This window comes from Microbacterium sp. MYb64, from assembly GCF_002979495.1.
GTDB lineage: Bacteria > Actinomycetota > Actinomycetes > Actinomycetales > Microbacteriaceae > Microbacterium > Microbacterium azadirachtae_A.
In genome coordinates this window covers 89086-116054 of the sequence record NZ_PCOW01000003.1, presented here as the reverse complement: position 1 = coordinate 116054, position 26969 = coordinate 89086, and the positions used below count along the sequence as shown (strand labels likewise).

Here is a 26969-nt window from a genome sequence, read left to right as displayed (position 1 = left end):
GGGCGAGGAGGCCTGGGGCCCGGCTCGCCGGGTCAGGGCTGCGGGGCGCTCAGCGCGCGAGTGCGCGATCGGCGAGGGCGATGAGATCCTCGGTTCCGGTGCGCGATCCGACGCGCTCGGCCGCCTGTCGCATCGCGTCGCGGCGGGCGGCGTCGCCCAGCAGCGGGACCACCTCTTCCCTCACGCGCTCCGGGGTGAGCTGCCCGTCCTCGATCAGCACGGCGGCGCCCGCGTCGATCGCGGCCGCGGCGTTCAGCCGCTGCTCGCCGTTCCCGACGGCGTAGGGCACGTAGATCGCCGGGATGCCGAGTGCGCTGATCTCGCTCACCGTCGCCGATCCCGAACGGGAGAGGATCAGGTCAGCCAGGGCGAAGGCGAGATCCATCCGGTCCAGGTAGCGGCGCAGGGCGTAGCCGGAAGCACCGGGATCGGGCATGTCGGAGCGGTCGCCGGTCGCATGCAGGATCTGCCACCCCGCGTCCAGGATGTCCTGCCAGGAGCCGGCGATCGCCTCGTTCAGGCGCTGCGCGCCGAGGGAGCCGCCGAACACCAGCAGAACGGGTCGCTCGGGGTCCAGGCCGAACTCCGCCGCCGCCTCGGCACGGAGGGCCGCACGATCCAGCTCCACGATCTCCCGTCGCAGCGGCATCCCGACGACCTCGCCGCCGCGCAGGGGCGTGCCGGGGAATGCGACGCCGACCGCCGCCGCAGTGCGGGCGCCCAGCACGTTCGCCATGCCGGGACGGGCGTTGGCCTCGTGCACCACGAACGGCACGCGCTCGCGACGGGCGGCCACATAGGCCGGAGCCGAGGCGTAGCCGCCGAAGCCGATCACCGCGTCCACGCCGTGCTCGCGGATGTACGAGCGCACCTGCTTCACCGCGCGCGAGAACCGCACGGGGAACGCGAGGGCTGCGCCGTTCGGGCGGCGCGGGAACGGCACCTTGTCGACCGTGAGCAGCTCATAGCCGCGCTGCGGCACGAGTCGCGCCTCGAGGCCCTCGCGCGTGCCGAGCACGAGGACTCCCGTCTCGGAGTCGCGGGCGCGCAGGCCGTCGGCGACGGCGAGCAGCGGATTGACATGGCCGGCGGTTCCACCGCCGGCCAGAAGATACGTGGTCACTTCCCGAGGCTACCCGACCGGCCTGCGGGCAGGCTCTGCGCGGGCGCGGGCAGCGTGCGCGCGAAGGAGAGGAGCACCCCGCAGCCGAGCAATACCGACAGCAGCGAGGTGCCGCCCTGCGACATGAACGGCAGTGGCACGCCAAGGACCGGGAAGATCCGCAGCACGACGCCGATGTTGATGAGCGCCTGCGAGAGGATCCAGACCACGATGCCGCCAGCGGTGATGCGGACGAACAGGTCGTTCGTGCGGCGGATCATGCGGAACACGGCGACCGCGAACAGCACGAACAGGGCGAGCACGAGCCCGCAGCCGATCAGGCCCAGCTCCTCCCCCACGATCGCGAAGATGTAGTCGTTGGACGCGGCGGGGAGCCAGCCGTACTTCTCGCGCGAGTTGCCGAGGCCCACACCGAAGATGCCGCCGTTCGCCATGCCCCAGATCGCGTGCACCTGCTGGTAGCACGTCGTCAGATAGCAGCTGGTGTCGTTCGAGTGGTCGAAGACGCCGAGGATCAGCGACCGACGGCGCTCGTCGGCGAAAGCGAAGCCGAGCACCGCGACCACCGAGATGAGCAGCGGCAGGATGAAGATCCGCAGCCGCACGCCGGAGAAGAAGAGCGCGCCGAGGATGATCAGGAACAGGATCATCGACGTGCCGAGGTCCTTGCCGCCCAGAACGGCCGCGATCGCGAGGAAGCCGACGGGGATCAGCGGGATGAACACGTGCTTCCAGCGGCCCAGGAGCTCCTGCTTGCGCCAGAGGATGAACCCGGCCCACACCGCGAGGGCGAGCTTGATGAACTCGGAGGGCTGGATCACCTGGCTGCCGATCTTGAGCCAGTTCGTGTTGCCGTCGTTCTCGTAGCCGAGAGGCGTGTAGACGAGCATCTGCAGACCCACGGCGAGGATCAGCACGAGCCACGCGGTGCGCTTCCAGAACTGCACGGGGAAGCGACTCATCAGGAACATCAGCGGCACGCCGATCGCAGCCACGAGCGCCTGCGTCAGAACGATCGAGAACGGACCCTGTCCCTGGTCCACGGCGTTCGCGCTGGAGGCCGAGAGGATCATCACCAGGCCGAACACGGTGAGCAGCAGCGACGTCGAGGCGATCAGTGCGAACTCGGTGGACATCGGACGGAAGACGCGCCCCAGTCGCACCCGGGCGGCGAGTCCGTCGACGCGGGGCTCAGGCGCCGGCGTCCGGCGTGGTGCCACCTGCGTCATCCGTGCTCCCCTGATCGCTCGACCGTCCCTGATCGATCCACTGCCGCACCGCCTCGGCGAAGCGGTGGCCGCGATCCGCGTAGCTCGCGAACTGGTCGAAGGACGCCGCCGCAGGAGCGAGGAGCACGGTGTCCCCCTCTTGGGCGATGCCCGCGGCCAGTTCCACGACGCGGGTCATGACCCCTTCAGTGTCGCCGGGGACGACCTCGAGGACCTGCACCGCCGGCGCGTGTCGCGCGAACGCCTCGAGCACATGATCGCGGTCGACGCCGATCACCACCGCGGCGCGCGCGGTCGCTCCGGCGCCCGCGACGAGATCCGTCAGGTCGACGCCCTTCAGATCCCCCCCGACGATCCAGATCGCGCCGGGGAACGCCTGCAGCGACGACTGCGCCGCGTGCGGGTTCGTCGCCTTGGAGTCGTCCACCCAGGTGATCCCACCCGCCCGGGCGATGACCTCGATCCGGTGCGCGTCGAGGCGGAAGCCGTCCAGCGCCGTCTTGATCGCCGCGGGCTCGGTCCCGAGCGAGCGGCTGAGGGCAGCGGCGGCGAGGATGTTCTGCACGATGTGCGGGGCGTTCAGGCCGTGCGCGGCGAGGTCGGCCACGGTCGTGAGTTCGAGCGCGCTGTCGCGCCGATCGTCGAGGAAGGCGCGGTCGGCCAGGATCCCCTCGACGACGCCCAGATCGCTCGGGCCCGGGATGCCGAGCCCGAATCCGATCGCGCGGGCGCCTTCGATCACGTCCGCGTCCTCGACCATGCGCTGCGTGGCCTCGTCCGCCTTGTTGTAGACGCAGGCCGCCCGCGTATTGCGATAGACCAGGGCCTTCGCCTCGCGATACGCCTCCGCGCTGCCGTGCCAGACGAGGTGGTCGTCGGCGAGATTGAGGCACGTGGCCGCCCACGGCACCGGCTGACCGGCGGGATCCGAGAGCCCGAGGTACCAGAGCTGGTGACTGGACAGCTCGACCACGAGCACGTCGAAGCCGCCGGGGTCGCGCACCGCGTCGAGGACGGGCACGCCGATGTTGCCGCACGGCGCCGCGCGCAGCCCGCCGGCGACGAGCATGGTCGCGGTGAGCTGGGTCGTCGTGGTCTTGCCGTTGGTGCCGGTGATCAGCACCCACTCGGCCGGGGTGCCATCGTCGCGGAGGACCTTGTCCCGCACGCGCCAGGCCAGCTCGATGTCGCCCCACAGGGCGATCCGCTGCGTGCGGACCCACGCGATCACGGGATGGGCCGGCGCGAATCCGGGCGAGGCGATGACGATCTCCGGTGCGAACTCGACGAGCGGCTCCGGAACGGATCCGAGATCGCCGATCCACAGCCGGGCCCCGATCAGCGGCACCAGCCGCTCGTACTCCTCGGTGGCGCTCTCGGAGAGCACGAGCACCTCGGCGCCGAGCTCGGTCAGCGTGTCGGCGACCGAGAAACCGGTCACGGACAGCCCGAGCACGGCGACCCGCAGTCCCCGCCAGTCGGCGTGCCAGCTGGTCAGGGCGTCGAGATCACGGGTCATGAGCTGGTCAGCCTCAGCCACTCGACGTAGAACAGGCCGAAGGCGGACACGGACAGCAGCCCGGCGATGATCCACATGCGCACCACGATCGTGGCCTCGGGCCACCCGCGCATCTCGAGGTGGTGATGGAACGGGCTCTGCAGGAACAGCCGCTTGCCGCGGGTGAGCTTGAAGTAGGCCAGCTGCACGATCACGGAACCCGAGGCGATGATGAAGACGCCGGCCAGCAGCAGGAGCAGCAGCTCGGTGCGGGTCAGGATCGCGAGCGCGGCGATCACACCGCCGATCGACATGGATCCGACATCGCCCATGAACACCTTCGCCTTGGGCGCGTTCCACCAGAGGAACCCGATCAGCGCGCCGACGAACGACGCGGAGATGACGGCGAGGTCGAACGGGTGCGCGACGTCGTAGCAGCCGTTCAGGGACGACGGCGAGAGCGATTCCGCGGCGCAGGACTGCTTGAACTGCCAGAACGAGATGAGGCTGTAGGCGCCGATCACGAACACCGCGCAGCCGGCGGCCAGGCCGTCCAGGCCGTCCGTGAGGTTCACGCTGTTGGAGGTGGCGATGCCGATCACCGAGATCCAGAGCAGGTAGAGCAGCCAGCCGACGATCGGGCCGAGCGCGAACAGCCACAGCACAGGGATGTCGCGGAAGAGCGAGACGAACGCGCTGGCCGGGGTGTTGCCGGAGGCGCTGCGCACCGTCAGCGCCACGATGCCGAACGGCACCATGACGAGCACCTGTCCGAGGATCTTGCGCCAGCCCGAGAGTCCGAGGCTGTTGCGCTGGCGCAGCTTCATGTAGTCGTCGATGAACCCGACCGCGCCGAAGCCCAGCATGAGCCAGATCACCAGCAGGCCCGAGACCGTGGGATAGCTCCCGCCGGTGAAGGTGCCGACCATGTATCCGACGACGGTGCCGAGGATGAAGATCACGCCGCCCATGGTGGGCGTGCCGCGCTTGGCCTGGTGGCTGGGGTTGCTGATCGATTCCGGGGTGCGGATGACCTGCCCCCAGCCCCACTTCCGGAACAGCCGGAGGAAGACCGGGGTCAGCAGGAGCGTGAACGCGAGGGAGATCGCGGCGGAGGTAAGCAGAGATCTCACGAGAACGATTCTCCCAGACGATCGCCGAGGAAACGGAGTCCGGCGGAGTTGGACGACTTGACGAGCACGCGGTCTCCTGGACGCAGTTCGCCCTGGAGGTACTCGAAGGCGGCGTCGGCGTCGGCGAGGTGCACGGCCTCGCCGTCCCACGACCCCTCGCCCACCGCCGCGAGGAAGAGCCGGCGCGCGTCGGCGCCGACGACCACGATGCGCTGGATGTTCAGGCGCACGGCGAGCAGGCCGATCCGGTCGTGCTCATCGCCGGCGGTCTCGCCGAGCTCGCTCATCGCGCCCAGCACGGCGACGGTGCGCTCGTCGGGGCCGGTGATCTGCGCCAGCGTGCGGAGCGCGGCGGCCATGGAGTCGGGGCTCGCGTTGTACGCGTCGTTGATGATGCGCACCTCGGCACCGCCCATGGGCTGCATGCGCCAGCGCTCGGCGAGCTGCACCGTCTCCAGGCGCGCGATGGCGTCCTCCGGGGCGACGCCGAGCGCGCGTGCCGCGGCGATCGCGGCGAGGGCGTTGTTGACGTGGTGCGCGCCGAGGACCTGCAGCCGCAGCGGCAGCTCCTGGGCGTCGACGTGCACGATGCACGACGTGCCGGATGCGGTGACGTCGATGCCGGCCGCGCGCACGGCGGCGGCGGGTCCCTGACCGAAGCCGACGATGCGCAGCCCCTGCTCCTCGGCGAGCGGCGCCATGCCCGCCACGCGCGGGTCGTCGAGGTTCAGCACGGCGGTCCCGCCGGGGGCCGCCGCCGCGATGAGCTCCGCCTTGGCGCGAGCGGTCTCCTCGATGCCCCCGAAGCCGCCGGCGTGCGCGAGCCCGACCATGAGCTCGACCGCGATGTCGGGGTGCACGAGTCCCGCGAGGCGCGCGATCTCGCCCGGCGCGCTCGCGCCGAACTCGCACACCAGGAAGCGGGTGGTGTCGGTGATCCGCAGCATCGTGAGCGGCGCGCCGACCTCGTTGTTGTAGGAGGCGATCGGCGCGATCGTCTCGCCCTCGTCCTGCAGGATCCGGGCGAGGAAGTTCTTGGTGGTCGTCTTGCCGTTCGACCCGGTGATGCCGACGATCCGCAGGTCGCCGGCCGCGCGGACGCGGGCGACGACGGCACGGGCGAGGTCAGCGATGGCGACGACGACGTCCGATACGACGATCTGCGAGATCGCCTCGTCTACGGGGTGCTCGACCAGCGCCAGCACGGCGCCGTTCTCGATCGCGGCGCCGACGAAGTGGTGGCCGTCGGTGGTCTCGCCGGGCTTGGCGACGAAGACGCCGCCGGGGGTCATCTGCCGCGAGTCGGTGTCGACGACACCGGACACGATCGATGCGGGATCGTGACCTGCAGCGGGGCGCAGGTCGCCGCCGACGATCTCGGCGATCTCCGCGAGGGACAGAGCGATCATGGGGATGGGATCCTCCGTGGACGATGTCGCCGTGCTCGGGCGACGGCGGCCATCACTTGAACTTGGGCAGCAGCGGTTCCATGGGTGTGGTGGAGGGCTGCACGCGATAGGTCTTCAGCACCTGCGTCATGGCCTTCTGGAAGGCGGGCGCGGTGGCCGCAGACGAGGTTACCCTAGTGGGCTCGTCGAGGGTGACCACGACGACGTACTCGGGGTGGTCGGCGGGGGCGTATCCCACCATGCTGGTGAAGTAGATCCCCTCCTTGTACGCGCCGGTCTCAGGATCCGGCTTCTGCGCGGTTCCGGTCTTCGCCGCGATCCGGTAGCCGGGGACCTTGATCAGGTCGGAGACGCTGCCCTGCTCGGCCACGTTCTCGATCATGCGGCTGAGCTCGGCGTCCTTGGTCGCGTCGAACACGCGCTGCGGCTTCGGCGCCGGGGCGTCGGTGACCTTGCCCGTGCCGTCCGTGCAGGACTCCACGAGCGACAGCGGGATCTTCACGCCGCCGTTCGCGATGGCCTGGTAGGCGCTGGCGACCTGCGGGGCGGTGACGGTGTAGTACTGGCCGAACGTCGTCGTGTAGTGCGACTGGTAGTCCCAGTCCTTGACCGGGTGGATGATGCCGGCGGCCTCGCCGGGGAAGTCGATCGCGGTCTTGCTGCCGACCCCGAACTTCACCAGCTCGTCGTAGCGCTGCTGATCGGTCACCATGTCGCCGAACTTCGACAGCGCCACGTTGGACGAATCGATGAGCGCGCCCGCGAGCGTGTAGTCGTAGGCCGGGTGCTCGAAGGCGTCGTTGATGACCGCGCCGTTCGGGAACTCCTCGTGGCTGGACGCCCCGGTGATCGAGGTCGATGCGTCGGCGTTCGCGTACTCCATGACGGAGGCGGCGGTGATCGCCTTGAACGTGGATCCCGGCTCGAAGCTCGTCGAGAAGATCCGCGATCCGCGATCCTCGGGGTTCACCGCTCCCGGGTCGTTGGGATCGACGCTCGGGAACTCCGCGGCCGCGCGGATCTTGCCCGTGCCGACCTCGACGACGGTGACCGTCCCGGCCTTCGCGGCCTGCGCCTTGACCTCTTCGGAGATCATCTGTTGCAGATACCACTGCAGCTCCGTGTTGATCGTGAGCTTCACGGTGCCGCCGTCGATCGCGGGCTTCTCCTGCTGGCTCCCCGGGATGACGACGCCGTCCTTGCCGGTGAGGAAGCTCTCCTTGCCCTTGGTCGCGCTCAGGCACTGGTTCTGGGCTTCTTCGAGGCCCTCCTTGTCACCGTTTCCGGCGATGAACCCGATGAGATTTCCCGCGACCGCTCCGTTCGGATACACGCGGACCGAGCGCGGATTGGGCTGCAGGTAGACGAGGTCGAGGGCGCGCAGCTTCAGGAACTGGTCGGCGCTCACGCCCTTCTTCAGCTGGACCCATTTCGCCTCGGGGTCCTCCTTCAGCCTGTCCGCGACAACGGCGCGTATCGCATCGCCCTTCTCGCCGAGGATCTGTGCGATCTTGTCCGATGCCTGTGCCCACGGCAGCTTCGGAGGAGTCTTGGCCGTCTCGAGGCCGAGCATGATCGACGGATCCATGTCGATGTCGTAGACGAGCTGGCTCTCCGCGAGCACCGTCCCGTTCGAATCGACGATCTTCCCGCGCGCGCCGTCGATCTCCCGGGACGTCCCGAGGCTCCAGTCGACGGACTGGGTGACGTTCGCGGCCGCGCTCACCACCTGGATGTCGACGAGGCGCACCAGGAAGCCGCACATGACCGCGACGATCACGGCGAGGGCGAGGACGGTCCGCCGGCGCGGGGTCCGACTGGCTCGGGGTGTCATCGGATCTCCATCCGGGGCTCGCGGTCTGTCATCGTCTCGGGCGGGTGCGTCGGCTGCTCATGTCAGCGGATGGTCGGCGTCGGCAGTCCCTCGGCCGTCGGCGGCGCCGCCGGCTGCACCGGCGCCGCCTCCTGTGCCTTCGGTTCTACGCCCGCTCCCCCCGGGTTGCTCTCGGGGGGCGGCGGCGTGTCGCGGACCAGCGCGTTCGGAACGGCGTTGCCCCCGGTGGGGTTGACGGTGGAGGCCCAGGGTGCGGGACCGGCGGCGCCGATGACGCCGCCGTCGCTCAGTCGCAGGTAGCTGGCGCTGCCGCCGACCACGAGGCCGAGCTTGCTGGCCTCCGCCGCGAGAGATTGCGGCGAGCTGATCCCGTCGAGGTCCTGCGCGGCGGCCTGCGCCTGCCACGTCAGCTGCTTGTTCTGCTGGCTCAGCTTCGCGACCTCGAACGAGTCCTGCGTAGTCGCGATCGTGAGCGCGATCTGCGCCCCGGCGATGAGGGCGGCGCCGGCGAGGGCGACGATGGCGTACGCCAGACGCGGGCGTCGACGGCGGGCCGGGCGTTCGACCGCACGGAGGTGGCGCGAGCGCTCCGGCTCGTCGAACTCCGGTTGCCGCAGGGCGTTCTCGGCCAGGCTCATCGCGCGGCGCTCCTCTGATCGTCTCTCACACGTTCTGCGGCGCGCAGGCGCACCGGGATGGCACGGGGATTGGCCGCGCGCTCCTCCTCGTCGGCGAGCTCCGCGCCCTTAGTGAGCGTCTTGAACCGCGGTGCGTGCTCCGGCAGCTCGACCGGCAGGCCCGCGGGCGCCGTCGAGGCGGAGGCCGCGGAGAACGCCTGCTTGACGAGCCGGTCTTCGAGGGACTGGTACGACATGACGACGATCCGCCCGCCCAGGACGAGCGCGTCCATCGCGGCCGGGATCGCGTCGGCGAGCACGTTCAGCTCCCGGTTCACCTCGATCCGCAGCGCCTGGAACACCCGCTTGGCGGGGTGCCCCGTCCGCGCGACCGCGGCGGGGGTCGCCTCCTGCAGCACCTCGACCAAGCGCCCCGACCGCTCCAGCGGAGCGGACTGGCGGGCCGAGATGATGGCTCGGGCGTAGCGTCCGGCCAGCTTCTCCTCGCCGTAGCGCTCGAAGATGCGGCGCAGTTGGCCCTCGCTGTAGGTGGCGAGAACCTCGGCGGCGGTGATGCCGCTCGACTGATCCATCCGCATATCCAGCGGCGCATCCTTGGCGTACGCGAAACCGCGCTCGGCCTCGTCCAGCTGCAGCGACGAGACGCCGAGGTCGAAGAGTATTCCGGATGCACCCTCGGCATGGGTGCCGATCGCGTCGTAGACCGTGTGCACGAGCGTGACGCGGTCGCCGAAGCGGGCGAGCCGCTCCCCCGCGATCCGCAGGGCGTCGGTGTCGCGGTCGAGCCCGATCAGGCGGATGTGCGGCAGGCGCTCGAGGAAGGCCTCGGAGTGCCCGCCCATGCCGAGCGTGGCATCGACGAGGATCGCCCCGTCGTGCTGCAGGGCGGGTGCCAGCAGCTCGACGCAGCGCTCGAGCATCACGGGGGTGTGTATGCGTCGGATGTCCATGGTTCCTTCGGCCCTCCGGTCCCTGGCCCTGATCCCCATCCGCTCGACCCGGCACCGGGGAAGGTGCGCCGGGGCGGGAGCGGCTGGGAGTCACAGCCAGGGGCCCGTTCAGAACAGGCCGGGGATCACCTCCTCCTCGAGTTCGGCGAAGGCGTCTTCGTGTCCTTCGGCGTACGCGTTCCACGCCGCCGCGTCCCAGATCTCGGCGTGCGCGCCGACACCGGTGACGATGAGTTCCTTGCCCAGGCCCGCGTAGGAGCGCAGGTGGGCGGGGATGGTGATGCGGTTCTGGCTGTCCGGCATCTCGGCGCTCGCCCCGGAGAGGAACATGCGCAGGAATGCCCGCGCCTCCTTGTTCGCGAGCGGCGCCTGGCGGATGCGCTCGTGCACGCTCTCGAACTCGGCCGTGCTGAACACATACAGGCAGCGGTCCTGACCGCGGGTGACGACGATGCCGCCGGCCAGATCCTCGCGGAACTTGGCGGGGAGGATGACGCGGCCCTTGTCGTCGAGCTTGGGGGAATGCGTGCCGAGCAACATGCGCCTATCCCCCTTTCGCCGCCGTTTCCTCCACTTTACTCCACATCCCTCCATTTCGATACCTATTCGTGTCCGGAGGGGCATGTCGCCCGGGACGACGAAGGCCCCTGTTCCGCGGAATCATGCGGAACGGGGGCCTGTGGAGGGCAGTGGAGGGATTCGTGGGGCGAAAGGGAGGATCCCGGGGGCGGACGAGTCCGGGGAACGACGGAGGGCCCGGACGCCGCAGCGTCCGGGCCCTCAGGAAGTCTGAGCGAGGAGGTCAGCGCTCCTCGTGGCGGCGATCCCACCGGTCGTTCATGCGATCCATGAACGACGGAGACGGCTCTTTCGTCTTCGTGGCGGATCCCCCGTCGCGACCGCCGCTCTGGTGCACCGGTGTCAGGGCCAGCATGAGCCCGCCGAGCATGGCCGCGAAAGCGACGACGCCGATGATGATCCCGGCGATGTTGCCGACCACGACGCCCACGATCAGGCCGCCGACGCCGGCCAGCAGCAGCACGGCTCCGTAGATGAGATTGCGATAGCTGAGCGCGCGGTCTCCTGCATGCGCGGAAACGACGTCGGCGTCATTCTGCATGAGATGGCGCTCCATCTCATCGAGCAGACGCTGCTCCTGTTCGGAGAGTGGCATTTCGTCCCCCTCGGGTGGTCTTCCCCACAGTCTACGCGCGCCGGGATGCACCGGGGTAGGGATTCGGCTGGGAGTTGGGCATCACGTTGCAGAACGCGCCCGCGACCGGGTCATGACGGTGCTGGGTAGGCTGATCCGGTGGCATCCTCCTCCGCTGTGATCGACCAGGTCTCCGCCCGTCTCGACGCCTTCGTCGCCCGGATGCGCGAGGAGACCGCGACCTACGGTCCTGATGCCTCCGCCTTCGTCTCCTCCGCCGAGGCGACCCTCCGCGGAGGCAAGCGACTGCGCGCCAGGTTCTGCCACGCGGGATGGGCATCGGTCGCGGGACTCGACGAGATCGACGTCGAGCCGGCAGCCCTCTGGGACGCCTGCGCCGCGCTCGAGGTGTTCCAGTCCGCCGCCCTCGTGCACGACGATCTGATCGACAACTCCGACACCCGCCGAGGCCGCCCCTCGGCACATCGCGCCCTCGAGGCGGCGCATGTGGGACAGGGATGGAGCGGGAGCGCCGTGGACTTCGGTCGCGCCGCCGCCGTGCTGCTCGGCGACCTGCTGGTCGCCTGGAGCGACGACCTGCTGGAGGCGGGCATCGCGGCGAGCCCGCATGCCGATGCCGTCCGTGCGGAGTACGCCAGGATGCGGCGCGACGTCACGATCGGCCAGTTCCTGGACATCGCCGAGGAATCGGCCTGGAGCGTGAACGTCGACGACGGCCATGCGGAGCGCGCCCTGCGCGTCGTCTCGCTCAAGGCCGCGCGGTACAGCGTCGAGCAGCCGCTGCTGATCGGGGCAGCGATCGCCGGCGCCGATGGGGCGCAGCAGACGGCACTGCGCGCGTTCGGCCACCCGCTCGGGATGGCGTTCCAGTTGCGCGACGACGTGCTCGGGGTGTTCGGCGACGAGAAGGTCACCGGCAAGCCGGCGGGCGACGATCTGCGCGAGGGCAAGCGCACGCTGCTCATCGCCTGGACCCGCCAGGCGCTGGCTCCGCAGGGGCGGCGCATCGTCGACGAGCTGCTCGGCGACCCGCACCTCACCGCGGATCAGATCGTCAGCCTGCAGGAGATCATCGTCGAATCCGGTGCGCTGACCCGCATGGAGCAGCTCATCACGGAGTACGCCGAGGCAGGCGAGGCTGCGCTGCAGGGCGCCCCGCTCGATGCCGGCGCGCTCGACCTGCTGCGCGGGCTCGCGCGCGACGCGACGCAGCGCACCGCCTGAGGCCGGATCAGGCCAGGGCTCTGGCGATCCGGCGCACCTCGCTCTTGTGGCCCTCGCGCAGAGCGGCGATCGGCGCGCGGCCCATCGACTCCTCCTCGGCGAGCAGCCAGTCGATGGCCTCGTCGTCGCTGAACCCGGCGTCCTTGAGCACGATGATCGTGCCGCGCAGGGATCCGAGCGGCTGGTCGTCCTTGAGGAAGACCGCAGGAACCGCGAGCGGGCCGTTGCGGCGCGACCCGATGAGGTAGTGCTCATCGAACAGCCGGCGCACTCGCCCGAGCGTCTCGCCCAGGATCTCGACGAGCTCGGGCAGGGTCAGCCATTCGGCCGCCTGGGCCGCCGTTTCCGTTTCAGACACCCAGCAATGTTCTCATCCCCTGAGAGGACCGGGGATCACCAGCTGCGATTCCGCGCCTGACCACATCTTTCACATTCTTCACTTCTGTTGACTTGAATACTCATCCGTGACAGCGTCGTAGGGCCGACGCGCAAGGACGCGCTCGGCGTCAGACGTCAGAATCGGGGGATCCATGACGACCACGACGAGTCCGCGCCGCGCACTCTGCCTCGCAGTGCCGACCGTGCTGCTGACGACGGTGGCGACCGCGCTCGCGGCGACGCCTGCGCAGGCGCACACTCCCGTGCGCGCTCCGCTGGCCGCGCTCCCGACCGGAGCGGTCGCGGCCGCACTGGCCGCACGGAACGTGCCGACCGAGACCGCACCGCCGACGCATTACACCGTGCAGGACGGCGACACGCTCTGGGACATCGCGCGCGCCCACGACATCAGCGTCGCCGCACTCTATGCGGCGAACGGACTCGGATCCGATTCGATCATCTATCCCGGCCAGGTGCTCGCCCTCGGCGGGTCGGCCCCGGAGCCTGCTGCTGCCGCGCCCGCGGAGGCAGCAGCCCCCGCCCCTGCGTCCGACACCGCCGGCACGGGCTACGACGTGGTCGCCGGCGACACGCTCTGGTCGATCGCGCACGAGCACGGGATCACGCTCGCGGACCTGTACGCGGCGAACGCCCTCTCCCCCGACTCGATCATCTACCCCGGCCAGACGCTGCGCTTCGCCGCGCCCGCGCCGGCGCCCGCGCCCGTTCCGATGCCGGCGCTGGCCGACGTCGCGCCCCAGCCCGCACCGGACACGTACACGGCCCCCCAGGTCGTGCTGAGCGATGTGCAGACCGCCAACGCGCAGCACATCATCCAGGTCGGCCGGGAGCTGGGCGTGAGCGACCACGGCATCGCGATCGCCCTGGCCACCGCGATGGTCGAGTCCGGCCTCGTGAACACCGCGTCCGGGGACCGCGACTCGATCGGGCTGTTCCAGCAGCGTCCCAGCACCGGCTGGGGCACGCCGGAGCAGATCGCTGACGCGGACTACGCGATCAGGGCCTTCTACGTGGGCACACCCCACACCAACGGGCTGCTCGACATCCCCGGCTGGGAGGGGCTCGGCTTTAGCGAGGCCGCGCAGGACGTGCAGATCTCCGCCTTCCCCGCCCGCTACGGGCTGTGGGAGCCGCAGGCGGACGGCTGGCTCGCGGCGCTCGGCTGAGCCGCCGCGGGATCCGCTCGCGGAGAACGGAAAAGCGCTCGCACGCGAGCCGTTCCCCGGGCTCTCAGCGAGTTCTCCATAGACTCTTGCCGTGACGACCAGCCAACAAGCCGACCCCCTCATCGGGCGGCTCGTCGACGGTCGCTATCGCGTCCGCGCCCGGATCGCGCGTGGCGGCATGGCGACGGTGTACGTCGCCACGGATCTGCGCCTCGAGCGCCGCATCGCACTGAAGGTCATGCACGGCCATCTCAGCGACGATTCGGTGTTCCAGAGCCGCTTCATCCAGGAGGCGCGCGCAGCCGCCCGCCTGGCCGATCCGCACGTCGTCAACGTCTTCGACCAGGGCCAGGACGGCGAGCTCGCCTACCTCGTGATGGAGTACCTGCCCGGCATCACGCTGCGGGAGCTCATGCGCGAGCAGCGCCGGCTCACCGTGCCGCAGACCATCACGATCATGGATGCCGTGCTGTCCGGCCTCGCCGCCGCGCATCGCGCCGGCATCGTGCACCGCGACGTCAAACCCGAGAACGTGCTTCTGGCCGAGGACGGCCGGATCAAGATCGGCGATTTCGGCCTGGCCCGCGCGACCACCGCGAACACCGCTTCGGGCGCCCAGCTGATGGGGACGATCGCCTATCTCGCGCCGGAGCTCGTCACCCGCGGCACCGCGGACGCCCGCAGCGACATCTACGCGCTCGGCATCATGCTCTACGAGATGCTCGTCGGCGAGCAGCCGTACAAGGGCGAGCAGCCCATGCAGATCGCGTTCCAGCACGCCACCGACTCGGTCCCGCGCCCGAGCGTGCGCAATCCCGGCGTGCCGGAGCAGCTCGACGAGCTCGTGCTGTGGGCGACCGAGAAGTCGCCGGACGAGCGCCCGGACGACGCACAGGAGATGCTCGAGCGGCTGCGCGTGATCGAGCGCGAGCTGGGCGTCACCCCCACGCCGACCACCGCGAAGACCACGGTCGTGCCGATGCGCGACACCGGGGATCAGACCCTGGTGCTGCCGGGCATCCCCACGGCGACTGCGCCGGCGCCCACTGCCGACGCCCCTCTCGACAACGCGACGCTGCTGCGCCGCCGCACCGCGCACCGGCGCTCCCGCGGGGCGCTGCTGCTCGTGCTCGTGCTGCTCCTGGCCGTCCTGGCCGGCGGAGCGGGCTGGTGGTTCGGATCCGGTCCCGGCTCCAAGCTCTCGGTGCCGGATGTGGCGGGCAAGACCTGGGAGGTCGCCGCGGCCACGATCACGAAGGAGGGCCTCACGCCCGTGCAGGGCAGTGAGAACTCCCTCAAGGTGCCTCAGGGCCAGGCGATCCGCACGGATCCCGGCGCAGGCTCCCGCCTGGACAAGAAGGCCAAGGTCACCGTGCTGATCTCGGCGGGTCCCGCCCAGCACGACATCCCCAAGCTCGACGGCATGACCGAGCAGCAGGCGAAGCAGGCGCTCGCGGATTTCCACCTGACCCTGCAGGACTCCGTGCCGCTCTTCTCCGGCGCGGACAGCGGGCTCGTGATCAACGCCGAGGTCACCCCGCGCGCGGGAGGCGACGTCCACGAGTGCGGCGAGGGCTGCACCGTCTTCGAGGGCGACCAGATCCGCCTCCTGCTGTCGCTGGGCCCCGTGCCGGACGTGACCGGACTGACCGTGGACGATGCCACGAGCAAGCTCAAGGCGGTGGGGCTGGGTGCAGACTCCGGTTCGTCCGCCTCCTACAGCGACAGCGTGCCGAAGGGCCGCGTGATCGGCGTCGGCGACCGCGAGGGCGGCGGCAACTGGCGCCCCGGCGACACGATCGTGCTGAACGTCTCGAAGGGCCCGGAGCCCGTCACGGTGCCCGACGTCGTCGGCAAGAACCTCGCCGAGGCGATGCAGGCCCTCACGAATGCGGGCCTGAATCCGCAGACCAGCGTGCCCGAGATCGCGTGGAGCCTGTTCCAGGTGACGGGGACGGATCCGAAGGCCGGCGACAGCGTGGAGAAGAACTCGACGATCCGGGTCAAGGTCTCCGGCTGATCCGACCGTCCGCATCGGGTGAGCCGTCTGCTCCCGGATACGACGACGGCCCGGTACCGCTGCGCGGTACCGGGCCTTCGTGTCGGTGTCTCGGCGGGGTCTCAGCGTTTCTCGAGTTCCTCGGCCACGAGGAACGCGAGCTCGAGCGACTGCATGTGGTTGAGGCGCGGGTCGCACAGCGACTCGTAGCGGGTCGCCAGACCCTCCTCGTCGATCTGCTCGGATCCGCCCAGGCACTCGGTGACATCGTCGCCGGTGAGCTCGACGTGGATGCCGCCGGGGAAGGTCCCGACAGCGCGGTGCGCCTCGAAGAAGCCGCGCACCTCGTCGACCACGTCGTCGAAGCGCCGGGTCTTGTAGCCGGTCGGCGTGGTGATGCCGTTGCCGTGCATGGGGTCGGTGACCCACAGCGGCTGCGCGCCGGAGTCCTTCACGGCCTCCAGCAGCGGAGGCAGCGCCTCGCGGATCTTGCCCGCACCCATGCGCGTGATGAAGGTGAGCCGGCCCGGCTCGCGGTTCGGGTCGAGCTTGTCGATGAGCGCGAGCGCCGTGTCGGTCGTCGTGGTGGGGCCGAGCTTGACGCCGATCGGGTTGCGGATCTTCGAGAAGTAGTCGACGTGCGCGCCGTCGAGTTCACGGGTGCGCTCGCCGATCCAGAGGAAGTGCGCCGCGGTGTTGTACGGCGTGAGCGTCCGCGAGTCGATGCGGGTCATCGGGCGCTCGTAGTCCATCAGCAGGCCCTCGTGCCCGGTGAAGAACTCGACGCGCTTGAGCTCGTCGAAGTCGGCGCCGGCGGCCTCCATGAACTTGATGGCGCGGTCGATCTCCGCGGCCATGCGCTCGTAGCGCTGGTTCGCGGGGTTCTGCGCGAAGCCCTTGTTCCAGGAGTGCACCTCGCGGAGATCCGCGAAGCCGCCCTGGGTGAAGGCGCGGATGAGGTTCAGCGTCGAGGCGGCCGTGTGGTACCCCTGCAGCAGACGCGAGGGGTTCGCCTCGCGGGAGCCCTCGGTGAAGTCGTAGCCGTTGACGATGTCGCCGCGGTAGGCGGGAAGAGTGACGTCGCCGCGGGTCTCGGTGTCGCTCGAGCGCGGCTTGGCGAACTGCCCCGCCATGCGCCCCATCTTCACCACCGGCATCGAGGCGCCATAGGTCAGCACGACCGCCATCTGCAGGACCGTCTTGATGCGGTTGCGGATCTGGTCGGCGGTGGCGCCGGCGAAGGTCTCGGCGCAGTCCCCGCCCTGGAGCAGGAACGCCTGCCCGGAGGCGGCGCGGGCGAGACGCTCGCGGAGGTTGTCCACCTCACCGGCGAACACCAGCGGAGGCAGCGCGGCGATCTGCGAGGAGACCTCGGCGACGCGCTCGGCGTCAGGCCACTGCGGCTGCTGCTTGATCGGGAGGGCGCGCCACGAGTCGAGATCGAGAGGCTGAGGCATCCCCCCATCCTAGGGTGCCGGACAGGGGGCGGATCGCTCTGTGAAGCCTCGGCGGCCAGGCGCCCTAGGACGCCTGCGAGGCCAGGCGCTCCTTGACCGTGGAGGCGTAGACGTCCTCGTAGCGCTGCTCCCCCAGGCGCTGCAGCGCGACCATGATCTCGTCGGTCACCGAGCGCAGGATGTAGCGGTCGTTCTCCATGCCCGCGTAGCGGGAGAAGTCGAGGGGTTCGCCGATCACGATCCCCACCCGCATGATGTTCGGAATGCGCTGCCCTGTCGGCATCGCGACGTCGGTGTCGACCATCACCACCGGGATCACCGGGACCTTCGCCTCCAGCGCCATCCGCGCGATGCCGGTCCGTCCGCGGTAGAGCGTGCCGTCGGGGCTGCGCGTGCCCTCGGGATAGATGCCGAGCAGATCGCCGCGCCCCAGGACGCCCAGGCCGGTGTTGAGCGAGGCCTCTGAGGCCTTGCCGCCGGAGCGGTCGATGGGGAGCTGCCCCGTGCCCTTCATGAACATGCGGGTGGCCCAGCCCTTGAGGCCTTTGCCCGTGAAGTAGTCGCTCTTGGCGAGGAAGGACATCTTCCGGTCCAGCATGAGCGGCAGGAAGATCGAATCGGAGAAGGACAGATGGTTGCTCGCCATGATCGCGGCGCCGGTGACGGGCACATGCTGACGGCCCACGACCCACGGGCGGAAGATCGCCTTCACCAGCGGCCCGATGGCGATGTACTTCATGAACCAGTAGATCATCGCCCGCAGTCTATCCCGCCGCCGCGAACAGGACGAGAGCCGCGTTCACCCTTGCGACGCAGTTTCACCGATCGTGCGACTGAATCTCACACTTGATGCCCTGTGCCCAGGCGCCCCATGGCATAGACTCCTGGGAAGCATGTACCCGTCCGGCCCCGAAGGAGTTGCCGTGGTCCAGTTCGAAGTCCCCGCGATCGTGAAAGCCGCACCCGAGGACAACATCACCGACCTCCTCGAGCAGCGGGTGCAGAAGACCCCGAATCTCGCGCTGTTCTCCGTGCCGGAGGGCGCGGGATGGCGCGACATCACGGCCGCGGACTTCCGCACCGCGGTGATCGCCCTCGCGAAGGGTTTCATCGCCGCGGGGATCCAGCCCGGCGAGAAGGTCGGCTTCCTGGCCCGCACCACCTACGAGTGGACCCTGGTCGACTTCGCGCTGTTCTACGCCGGCGCGGTCATGGTTCCGATCTATGAGACCAGCTCCCCCTCGCAGATCCAGTGGATCATGGAGGACTCCGGGGCGATCTCGCTCATGGTCGAGTCCCCCGAGCACTTCACCCGCTTCGACGAGGTGCGCGGCGACCTCCCGCTCGTCCGCGACGTCTGGCAGATGCACCTCGGGGCGATCGCCCAGCTCACGGCGCAGGGCGTCGAGGTCCCGGACGAGGAGGTCGAGCGCCGTCGCGTCATCGCGAACGCCGCAGACATCGCCACGCTCATCTACACCTCCGGCTCGACCGGCCGCCCCAAGGGCTGCGTGCTGACGCACAGCAACTTCGTCGAGCTCGCCCGCAACGCGGCGAAGTCGCTCGACGACGTGGTCTCCATCCAGGGCGCCTCGACCGTGCTGTTCATCACGACCGCGCACGTGTTCGCGCGGTTCATCTCGATCCTCGACATCCACGCCGGCGTGCGCACGGGTCACCAGCCCGACACCAAGCAGCTGCTCCCGGCGCTCGGATCCTTCAAGCCCACCTTCCTCCTGGCCGTGCCGCGCGTGTTCGAGAAGGTCTACAACTCGGCCGAGCAGAAGGCCGAGGCCGGCGGCAAGGGCAAGATCTTCCGCGCCGCCGCGGCGACCGCGATCGAGCACTCCCGCCTCGTCGAGGAGGGCGCGAAGATCCCGCTCGGCATGAAGATCAAGTTCGCCCTGTTCGACCGGCTCGTCTATGCGAAGCTGCGCGAGGCGATGGGCGGCAACATCCAGTACGCGATCTCCGGATCCGCGCCGCTCGGCGCACGCCTCGGCCACTTCTTCCACAGCCTCGGCGTGGTCATCCTGGAGGGCTACGGCCTCACCGAGACCACCGCCCCTGCCACCGTGAACCTGGCGGACAAGTCGAAGATCGGCACGGTCGGGCCCGCGCTGCCCGGAGTGGGCATCCGCCTCGCCGACGACGGCGAGATCGAGGTGCGCGGCATCAACGTCTTCAAGGAGTACTGGAACAACCCGGAGGCGACCGAGGCCGCGTTCCGCGACGGCTGGTTCTGCACCGGCGACCTCGGCTCGTTCGACGACGAGGGATTCCTGACGATCACGGGTCGCAAGAAGGAGATCATCGTCACGGCGGGCGGCAAGAACGTCTCTCCCGCCGCGCTCGAGGACCCGATCCGCGCCAACCCGATCGTCGGCCAGGTGGTCGTCGTCGGCGACCAGAAGCCGTTCATCGCGGCGCTCGTCACGCTCGATCCCGAGATGCTGCCGTCGTGGCTGGCCAACAACGGGCTCCCGGCGGACCTGTCGCTCGCCGACGCCGCCACGAACGACGCGGTGCGCGCCGAGGTGCAGCGCGCGATCGACGTGGCCAACACCCGCGTCTCGCGCGCGGAGTCGATCCGCAAGTTCGCGATCCTGCCCTCCGAGTGGACCGAGGCGAGCGGGCACCTCACGCCCAAGCTCTCGATCAAGCGCAACGTGATCATGAAGGACTTCGCGCCGCAGGTCGCCGCGATCTACGACGAGAGCACCGCGACCACGACGGTGCCGCTGGGCTGACGCCATGACATGAGGAAGGGCCCCGGGGATTCCCCGGGGCCCTTCCTCATGCCTTCAGAGCCCGCTTCGCGTCAGAACAGGTCGTTGAGGCGGCTCCACGGCATGCGCCCCGCTGTCGAGGTCGCCACGCCGTCGTCCACGATCTCCTGCGCCATCCTCAGCGTGGCGGCATGAACGGCTTCCGCGACCGACGATCCGACGCTGACCCGCGCGGCCCCCGCTTCGGCGAGCTCCGCGACAGACAGCGTGGCCGCATCGAGCGCCACGTTCACGGGCAGGTCCACGGCACGGACCAGGTCCCTGAGCGCCGTCGCAGACAGAGCCCCGAGGACGAAGATGCCGTCGGCGCCCGCCTCGGCGTATGCGCGGGCGCGCACCACGGTCTCGTTCAGCCAGCGCTCGTCATCGCCGAGCAGGGAGTGCGTATCGATCCGGGCGTTGAGGAAGAGCGGGCGGCCCGCGGCATCCGCGGCGGCCCTGGCCGCGGCCAGTCGCTCCGCCTGCTCGCCCGGCGCTCGGAGCGAGTCCTCGAGGTTCACGCCGACGATGCCCATCGCCACGGCCTCCGCGACGGTCGCGGCAACGGCGGTCGGGGTGTCCCCGAAACCGTCCTCCAGGTCAGCCGTCACCGGGAGCCTGCCTGCGACGGCCTCCACGATCCGCTGCAGCGCCTGCAGTGCGACGGCGCGATCGAGCCGGTGGCCGTCGGCGCTGCCGTTGGCCCAGGCGATCCCCGCACTCGTCGTCGCAATGGCACGCACTCCCGCCTGTTCGGTGAGCCGCGCCGACACCGGGTCCCATGCATTGACGAGAACCAGCGGATCCCCCGGGACGAGGAACGATCGAAACCTGTCCGCAAGCGCTCGCTGCGCCGACTTCTCCGTCACAGGCTCAGAACCAGGAGCTCTCGCGCACTTCGCGCATGGCGAGCTTGCGGGTCTCCGGGGCGAGCCGGGAGAGATAGACCTTGCCGTCGAGGTGGTCGGTCTCGTGCTGCAGGGCCTGGGCCAGCAGCCCCTCCCCCTCCAGCACCACGGGCTCGCCGTCGAGGTCGATGCCCTCCACGCGGGCCCACGGGTGGCGCAGCGCGTCGTGCCAGAGGCCTGGCACCGACAGGCAGCCCTCTCCGGTCGGCACCGGCTCGCCGCGCACCTCGACCAGCACGGGATTCAGCACGTAGCCGATGTCGCCGTCGATGTTGTAGCTGAAGGCGCGCAGCGCCACGCCGATCTGCGGGGCGGCGACCCCGGCGCGACCGGGAAGCTCGACGCTGTCGACGAGGTCGGCGACGAGGGCGCGCACGCCGTCGTCGATCGTGCCGATCTCCGCGCACACGGTGCGCAGCACGGGGTCTCCGAAGAGCCGGATCTCGCGGACCGCCATCAGGCCGCCTGCTCCCTCAGGCCCTCGACCACGATCGCGGCCAGCTCGCGCGCGGCCTGACGGGTCTCGGGCTGCAGAGCGGCGAACGTGATGGCGCTGCCGGCCGCGATCCGGGCGTCGTACGGGATGCGCACGACGTGCGCCACGCGGGTGCGGAAATGCGCCTCCAGCTCCCCCAGGCGCACCATGGGCGAGCCGGGTGTCGACTGGTTGAGCACCACGACGGCCTCGCGCACCTTGTCGGCGTAGCCGTTGGTCTCCAGCCACGTGAGCGTCTCGGACGCGAGCCGCGCCTCGTCGACGCTGAGGCCGGCGACGATCACGATCGTGTCCGCACGGTCCAGGGTCGCGCCCATCACGGAGTGCACGATGCCGGTGCCCGTATCGGTGAGCACGAGCGAGTAGTAGTGCGCCGCGACCGAGGCGACCTGGTCGTAGTCCTCGTCGTTGAACGCCTCCGAGACACGCGGATCCGCGTCCGAGGCCAGCACGTCGAGGCGGGTGGCATCGCGCGAGACGACGGCGGAGATGTCGTGGTAGCCGGTGACCTGGTCGTGGATCCGCACCAGATCGCGCACCGTCTTGCTGTTGGTGCGGGCGATGCGGTCGGCGAGCGTGCCCCGGTCGGGGTTCGCGTCGACCGCGATGACCCTGTCCTCGCGCGAGTCGGCGAGCGCCATCCCGAGCAGCGCCGTCACCGTCGTCTTGCCGACGCCGCCCTTACGGCTTAGCACGGGGACGAAGCGGGCCGATCCCGACAGCGGTGCGGCGATGCGTGCGCTCAGAGCCTTGCGCTGCTGCGCGCGCTTGCCGTCTCCGAGGTTGATGCGGCGTCCGGAGACCGTGTAGAGCAGGTGGCTCCAGAGCCCCTCCGGCTCGGGACCCACGAGCCTGCTCGCGTCCAGCAGCCGGTCGGCGGTGAGCAGATCCGCGCTCTCCCGCTCCCGGTCACCGAGCTGGTCCAGCCGGCGCGAAGTGAGCTCGGGGTCGGGCGTGCGCGCGTGGTCAGCGGTCATGGTCTCCTCCTCAGCCGCGGCGGGGGTCGCGGTGGTCACCTCGAGCTCTCGCACGGGCGCAGGCGCCGCCACGTCGACGGCGCGGAGCACCATCGACTCGGCGACGGCAGCCGTCACCGGCTGTGCCCGGTCGGGCGCGTCGACCGCGATCCGGCCGGAGTCCTGCGCGACCTCGACGTCTTCACGCACGGAGTCGGCGACCGGATCCTCGGTCAGGTCTTCGGCGTCCTCGGACGCGTGGCCCGCAGAGGTCGGAGCGACCGCGTCCGCCGGCTCTTCGTCCACAGGGTCCTCGTCCACGGGGTTCTCGTCCACGGAGTCCTCGTCCACGGAGCCCTCGTCCACAGGCACTTCGTCGACAGGCACCTCATCAGCAGGCACCTCATCAGCAGGCACCTCATCAGCAGACACCTCGCCCACGGGGTCCTCATCAGCAGGCACCTCGTCGGAAGGCGGCTCGCCCGCGGGGTTCTCGTCGACGAACGCCGCTTCCGCGGCGTGCTCCTCGTCAGCAGCGTCGTCGATCGCATCCTCGGACGCGACGGGCTCGTCGGGAACCGTCGCCTCCTGCGCCGGCTCCATGGGCATCTCGACGTCGCCCGCGGCTTCGGCCTCGGTCTCGACCTCGTGATCCGTGGTCGCGCCGTCCTCGACGATCTCAGCCACCACGACGTCCTCGGCGGCGGCCGCCGGGATCTCGATCACGATGTCCGAGAAGCCCGCCCCCAGATGGATCCGTCCGATGCCGTCGTCCTCGCGGACGAGTGCGGCAGGGTCGGCGTCGAGGACGAGGTCGGCGAAGGCCTCCCCGTCGGTGACGTCGTCGTCGACGAGATCGTCGTCGTCCGCGACGGGCAGGGCGACGGGCACCTGCGCGGTGGCGTCGCCGAGCAGCCCGATGCCGACGGTACCGATGGCCCCAGTGCTGTCGAGGATTCCGAGGGATTCCTCGGGATCCTCACTCTGTGTATTCCTACGTTCTGTGCTCATGATGCTTCTCCCCCGTGATACGCCCTATCGGCGCGCATCACAACGCACAAGGTTAGTGCACATCGCCGCACGCCGACGCGGCGGGCCGAGGCGGAGGACGCCCTGTACAGGCCGTCCTCCGCCCCTCACCGCTGCGTTCAGTCCGTGTGCGACGGGCGGATCACCACCAGGAGATCGCCGGCGTCGACCTGCTGCGTGGCGCCGATCGCGACGCGCTCCACGACACCGTCGACGGGTGCCGTGATCGCCGCTTCCATCTTCATCGCCTCGATCGAGGCGATGGGCTCCCCGGCGCGCACAGCATCGCCGACTTCGGCCTTCATGGTCACCACGCCCGAGAACGGCGCCGCCACCTGACCGGGCTTCGAGGTGTCGGCCTTCTCCACCTCGCGGACGTCGACCTTGAGCGAGCGATCCCGCACGAACACGGGACGGAGCTGGCCGTTCAGCGTGGTCATGACGGTGCGGATGCCCTTCTCGTCCGCCTCGCCGATCGCCTCGAGCCCGACGTAGAGCTGCACCCCGGGATCGATCTCCGCGACGTGCTCCTCACCCGGCACGAGGCCGTAGAGGTAGTCCGGCGTGCCGAGGGCCGACAGGTCGCCGAAGGCGGCGCGGTTGCGCTCGAACTCGGCCGCCGGTCCGGGGAAGAGCAGGCGGTTCAGCGTCTGCCGGCGCTCGAGGCTCTCGCCGTCGAGCGCACGCTGTTCGTCCGCCGAGATCGGGACGATGTCGATCGACACTTCGCGCCCCGCCAGCACCTTCGTGCGGAACGGCTCCGGCCATCCGCCGGGAAGGTCGCCCAGCTCGCCGGCCATGAAGCCGACCACCGAATCGGGGATGTCGTAGTTCTGCGGGTTCTGCTCGAAGTCCGCAGGATCCGCGCCGGCGGCCACGAGCGCGAGCGCCAGATCGCCGACCACCTTCGAGGACGGCGTCACCTTGGGGATCCGGCCGAGGATCCGGTCCGCCGCGGCGTACATGTCCTCGATGCGCTCGAAATCGTCCGCGAGACCCAGCGCGATCGCCTGCTGACGCAGGTTCGACAGCTGTCCGCCCGGGATCTCGTGGTGGTACACGCGTCCGGTGGGCGCTGGCAGCCCCGACTCGAAGGGACGGTAGAGCTGACGAACGCCCTCCCAGTACGGCTCGAGGTCGCCGATCGCCTGCAGGTCGAGCCCGGTGTCGCGCTCGGTGTGAGCAAGAGCCGCCACGAGGGCGGACAGCGACGGCTGGCTCGTCGTGCCGGACATCGGCGCAGCGGCGGCATCGACCGCGTCGGCGCCGGCCGCGCTGGCCGCCAGCAGCGTCGCGAGCTGCCCACCCGCGGTGTCGTGCGTGTGCACCTGGACCGGAAGGTCGAACCGCTCGCGCAGCGCGGACACGAGGCGCGCGGCGGCCGCGGGCCGGAGGAGGCCCGCCATGTCCTTGATCGCGAGGATGTGCGCGCCGCTCTCCACGATCTGCTCGGCGAGCCGCAGGTAGTAGTCCAGCGTGTAGAGCTGCTCCGCAGGGTCGAGCAGGTCGCCGGTGTAGCAGAGCGCCACCTCGGCGACGGCGGTGCCGGTCTCCCGCACCGCGTCGATCGCGGGACGCATCTGCGACACGTCGTTGAGCGCGTCGAAGATGCGGAAGATGTCCACCCCGCTCGACGCCGCCTCGCGCACGAACGCGTTCGTCACCTCGACGGGCCGCGGCGTGTATCCAACCGTGTTGCGCCCCCGCAGCAGCATCTGCAGCGGGATGTTCGGAATCGCCGCCCGCAGCGCCTCCAGGCGCTCCCACGGGTCTTCGGCGAGGAAGCGCAGCGCGACGTCGTAGGTCGCGCCGCCCCATGCTTCGATCGAGAGCAGCTGCGGCGTCATGCGCGCCGCGTGCGGGCCCACACGCACCAGGTCCCTGGTGCGCACGCGCGTGGCCAGCAGCGACTGGTGCGCATCGCGGTAGGTCGTCTCGGTCACGGCCAGTGCGGTCTGCTCGCGGAGCGCGCGGGCGAACCCATCCGGCCCGAGGCGGAGCAGCCGCTCGCGGGCTCCGGCGGGCGGCTCGACGCTGAGGTCGATCTTGGGGAGCTTGCTGCCCGGCGAGGGCGACAGCGGCTTGTCGCCGTACGGCTTGTTCACCGTGACGTCGCCGAGCCAGTTCAGCAGCCGCGTCGCCCGGTCCCTCGAGGGGTTGCTGGTGAGCAGCTCCGGCCGCTCCTCGATGAACAGGGTCGACACGTCGCCGGAGACGAAGGCGGGGTCGTCGAGCACGGCGCGCAGGAACGGGATGTTCGTGGCCACGCCGCGGATCCGGAATTCGGCGAGGGCGCGCTTCGCACGTGCAACGGCCGCCGGGAAATCCCGGCCGCGGCAGGTGAGCTTCGCAAGCATCGAGTCGAAGTGCGGGCTGATCTGCGAACCGGCCGCCGTGGTGCCGCCATCGAGGCGGATGCCGGCGCCGCCGGGCGAGCGGTAGGTCGTGATCCGGCCGGTGTCGGGGCGGAAGCCCTGAGCCGGATCCTCCGTCGTGATGCGGCACTGCAGTGCGGCGCCGCGCAGCTGGATGCTGTCCTGCTCCAGGCCGAGATCGGCGAGCGTCTCGCCGGCCGCGATCCGGATCTGCGACTGCACGAGGTCGACGTCTGTGACCTCCTCCGTCACCGTGTGCTCGACCTGGATCCGCGGGTTCATCTCGATGAAGACGACCTCGCCGGCCCGCTCTCCCGCCGTCTCCAGGAGGAACTCGACCGTGCCGGCGTTCTGGTAGCCGATGGACTTCGCGAAGGCCACGGCGTAGCCGTGAAGGGCCTTGCGGATCCCCTCGTCGAGGTTCGGCGCGGGAGCGATCTCGACCACCTTCTGGTGACGGCGCTGCACCGAGCAGTCGCGCTCGAACAGGTGCACGGTGTGACCCGTGCCGTCCGCGAGCACCTGGACCTCGATGTGCCGCGGCCGCTGCACGGCCTGCTCGAGGAAGACGCGGGCATCGCCGAACGCGCTCCCGGCCTCGCGCATGGCCTCGGCCAGTGCGGGTGCCAGCTCGCCGAGCGACGCCACCCGGCGCATGCCGCGACCGCCGCCGCCGGCGACGGCCTTGACGAAGATCGGGAATCCGATCCCCTCGGCCTGGGCGACCAGCTCGTCCACGTCATCCGAGGCGTCGGTCGAGCGCAGCACGGGCACGCCCGCGGCGACCGCGTGCTGCTTGGCCGTCACCTTGTTGCCGGCCATCTCCAGCACGTGCGCCGGCGGCCCGATGAAGGTGATCCCGTTCTCGGCCGCGCGCGCAGCCAGCTCCGGGTTCTCGGAGAGGAAGCCGTAACCGGGGTAGATCGCATCCGCGCCGCACTCCCGTGCCACGCGGATGATCTCCTCCACGTCGAGGTAGGCCCGCACCGGGTGCCCCACCTCGCCGATCTGATACGACTCGTCGGCCTTCTGGCGGTGGATGGATCCGCGATCCTCCCAGGGGAAGACCGCGACGGTCCTCGCCCCTACCTCGAACGCGGCTCTGAAGGCCCGGATCGCGATCTCTCCACGATTGGCCACAAGGATCTTCTGGAACATGGCACCTCGAACACTGGTTGCGCAGCGACGCGCATCGGGGGGCTGA

21 protein-coding genes are annotated in these 26969 nt (G+C 70.2%); 4 read left to right on the top strand and 17 right to left on the bottom strand.

Annotation, left to right across the window (positions count from 1 at the left end; all coding sequences use genetic code 11):
- Positions 1-49: 49 nt before the first annotated feature.
- The 10 genes from murG to CQ044_RS04390 all read right to left on the bottom strand — a co-directional run bounded on the left by murG (position 50) and on the right by CQ044_RS04390 (position 10988).
- Entirely contained in the window at positions 50-1123 is a 1074-nt protein-coding gene (murG, locus tag CQ044_RS04435) for an undecaprenyldiphospho-muramoylpentapeptide beta-N-acetylglucosaminyltransferase (protein WP_105687152.1), read from the bottom strand.
- A complete protein-coding gene (locus tag CQ044_RS04430; protein ID WP_105687150.1) occupies positions 1120-2352 on the bottom strand; it encodes an FtsW/RodA/SpoVE family cell cycle protein in 1233 nt (410 codons plus the stop codon). The genes murG and CQ044_RS04430 overlap by 4 nt, the downstream gene beginning before the upstream one ends.
- Positions 2315-3871, bottom strand: a complete 1557-nt coding sequence (gene murD, locus CQ044_RS04425) for a UDP-N-acetylmuramoyl-L-alanine--D-glutamate ligase (protein WP_105687149.1) — start codon at positions 3869-3871, stop codon at positions 2315-2317. Before murD ends, CQ044_RS04430 begins: the two co-directional genes overlap by 38 nt.
- Positions 3868-4983 carry a phospho-N-acetylmuramoyl-pentapeptide-transferase gene (gene mraY / locus CQ044_RS04420; RefSeq protein WP_105687147.1) on the bottom strand — a complete coding sequence of 372 codons (1116 nt, stop codon included), beginning with the start codon at positions 4981-4983 and terminating at the stop codon, positions 3868-3870. Before mraY ends, murD begins: the two co-directional genes overlap by 4 nt.
- Entirely contained in the window at positions 4980-6392 is a 1413-nt protein-coding gene (murF, locus tag CQ044_RS04415) for a UDP-N-acetylmuramoyl-tripeptide--D-alanyl-D-alanine ligase (RefSeq protein ID WP_105687145.1), read from the bottom strand. The genes mraY and murF overlap by 4 nt, the downstream gene beginning before the upstream one ends.
- 52 nt (positions 6393-6444) lie before the next feature.
- On the bottom strand, positions 6445-8226 hold the full coding sequence (locus CQ044_RS04410; protein ID WP_105687143.1) for a penicillin-binding protein 2: 1782 nt from the start codon (positions 8224-8226) through the stop codon (positions 6445-6447).
- Positions 8227-8288: 62 nt separating this feature from the next.
- Positions 8289-8864 carry a hypothetical protein gene (locus CQ044_RS04405; protein WP_105687142.1) on the bottom strand — a complete coding sequence of 192 codons (576 nt, stop codon included), beginning with the start codon at positions 8862-8864 and terminating at the stop codon, positions 8289-8291.
- Positions 8861-9814 carry a 16S rRNA (cytosine(1402)-N(4))-methyltransferase RsmH gene (gene rsmH, locus CQ044_RS04400; protein WP_105687140.1) on the bottom strand — a complete coding sequence of 318 codons (954 nt, stop codon included), beginning with the start codon at positions 9812-9814 and terminating at the stop codon, positions 8861-8863. The genes CQ044_RS04405 and rsmH overlap by 4 nt, the downstream gene beginning before the upstream one ends.
- A gap of 108 nt (positions 9815-9922) precedes the next feature.
- On the bottom strand, positions 9923-10354 hold the full coding sequence (gene mraZ / locus CQ044_RS04395) for a division/cell wall cluster transcriptional repressor MraZ (RefSeq protein WP_045272464.1): 432 nt from the start codon (positions 10352-10354) through the stop codon (positions 9923-9925).
- Between the two features lie 262 nt (positions 10355-10616).
- A complete protein-coding gene (locus CQ044_RS04390) occupies positions 10617-10988 on the bottom strand; it encodes a DUF3040 domain-containing protein (protein ID WP_105687139.1) in 372 nt (123 codons plus the stop codon).
- Between the two features lie 138 nt (positions 10989-11126).
- Between CQ044_RS04390 and CQ044_RS04385 the strand changes: the two genes are divergently transcribed.
- A complete protein-coding gene (locus CQ044_RS04385) occupies positions 11127-12212 on the top strand; it encodes a polyprenyl synthetase family protein (RefSeq protein WP_105687137.1) in 1086 nt (361 codons plus the stop codon).
- A gap of 7 nt (positions 12213-12219) precedes the next feature.
- On the opposite strand, the gene CQ044_RS04380 is transcribed toward CQ044_RS04385, so the two are convergent.
- Positions 12220-12570 (bottom strand): Rv2175c family DNA-binding protein, encoded by a 351-nt coding sequence (locus tag CQ044_RS04380; protein WP_105687135.1) that lies wholly within the window; start codon positions 12568-12570, stop codon positions 12220-12222.
- Between the two features lie 172 nt (positions 12571-12742).
- Between CQ044_RS04380 and CQ044_RS04375 the strand changes: the two genes are divergently transcribed.
- Together CQ044_RS04375 and pknB are read left to right on the top strand one after the other, a co-directional pair.
- Entirely contained in the window at positions 12743-13777 is a 1035-nt protein-coding gene (locus tag CQ044_RS04375; RefSeq protein WP_105687134.1) for a LysM peptidoglycan-binding domain-containing protein, read from the top strand.
- Between the two features lie 91 nt (positions 13778-13868).
- Positions 13869-15797: a Stk1 family PASTA domain-containing Ser/Thr kinase gene (pknB, locus tag CQ044_RS04370; RefSeq protein WP_105687132.1), complete on the top strand. Its 1929-nt coding sequence runs from the start codon at positions 13869-13871 to the stop codon at positions 15795-15797.
- Positions 15798-15898: 101 nt separating this feature from the next.
- Here the strand turns inward: pknB and CQ044_RS04365 are convergent, their stop codons facing one another.
- Both CQ044_RS04365 and CQ044_RS04360 read right to left on the bottom strand, forming a co-directional pair.
- On the bottom strand, positions 15899-17233 hold the full coding sequence (locus tag CQ044_RS04365) for a class II 3-deoxy-7-phosphoheptulonate synthase (RefSeq protein ID WP_105687131.1): 1335 nt from the start codon (positions 17231-17233) through the stop codon (positions 15899-15901).
- Positions 17234-17297: 64 nt separating this feature from the next.
- Positions 17298-17987, bottom strand: a complete 690-nt coding sequence (locus tag CQ044_RS04360) for a 1-acyl-sn-glycerol-3-phosphate acyltransferase (RefSeq protein WP_045272457.1) — start codon at positions 17985-17987, stop codon at positions 17298-17300.
- Between the two features lie 169 nt (positions 17988-18156).
- Between CQ044_RS04360 and CQ044_RS04355 the strand changes: the two genes are divergently transcribed.
- Positions 18157-19983: a long-chain fatty acid--CoA ligase gene (locus CQ044_RS04355; RefSeq protein ID WP_181158177.1), complete on the top strand. Its 1827-nt coding sequence runs from the start codon at positions 18157-18159 to the stop codon at positions 19981-19983.
- Positions 19984-20054: 71 nt separating this feature from the next.
- Here the strand turns inward: CQ044_RS04355 and CQ044_RS04350 are convergent, their stop codons facing one another.
- From CQ044_RS04350 to CQ044_RS04335, 4 genes are all read right to left on the bottom strand, one after another.
- Positions 20055-20870 (bottom strand): isocitrate lyase/phosphoenolpyruvate mutase family protein, encoded by an 816-nt coding sequence (locus tag CQ044_RS04350; RefSeq protein WP_105687128.1) that lies wholly within the window; start codon positions 20868-20870, stop codon positions 20055-20057.
- Positions 20871-20874: 4 nt separating this feature from the next.
- Positions 20875-21366: a peptide deformylase gene (locus tag CQ044_RS04345; protein WP_105687126.1), complete on the bottom strand. Its 492-nt coding sequence runs from the start codon at positions 21364-21366 to the stop codon at positions 20875-20877.
- The gene (locus CQ044_RS04340) at positions 21366-23372 is read right to left on the bottom strand and encodes a MinD/ParA family protein (RefSeq protein WP_105687124.1); all 2007 of its coding nucleotides are present in this window, start codon (positions 23370-23372) and stop codon (positions 21366-21368) included. Before CQ044_RS04340 ends, CQ044_RS04345 begins: the two co-directional genes overlap by 1 nt.
- Before the next feature lie 137 nt (positions 23373-23509).
- Positions 23510-26923 carry a pyruvate carboxylase gene (locus CQ044_RS04335; protein ID WP_105687122.1) on the bottom strand — a complete coding sequence of 1138 codons (3414 nt, stop codon included), beginning with the start codon at positions 26921-26923 and terminating at the stop codon, positions 23510-23512.
- Between the last annotated feature and the right edge of the window lie 46 nt (positions 26924-26969).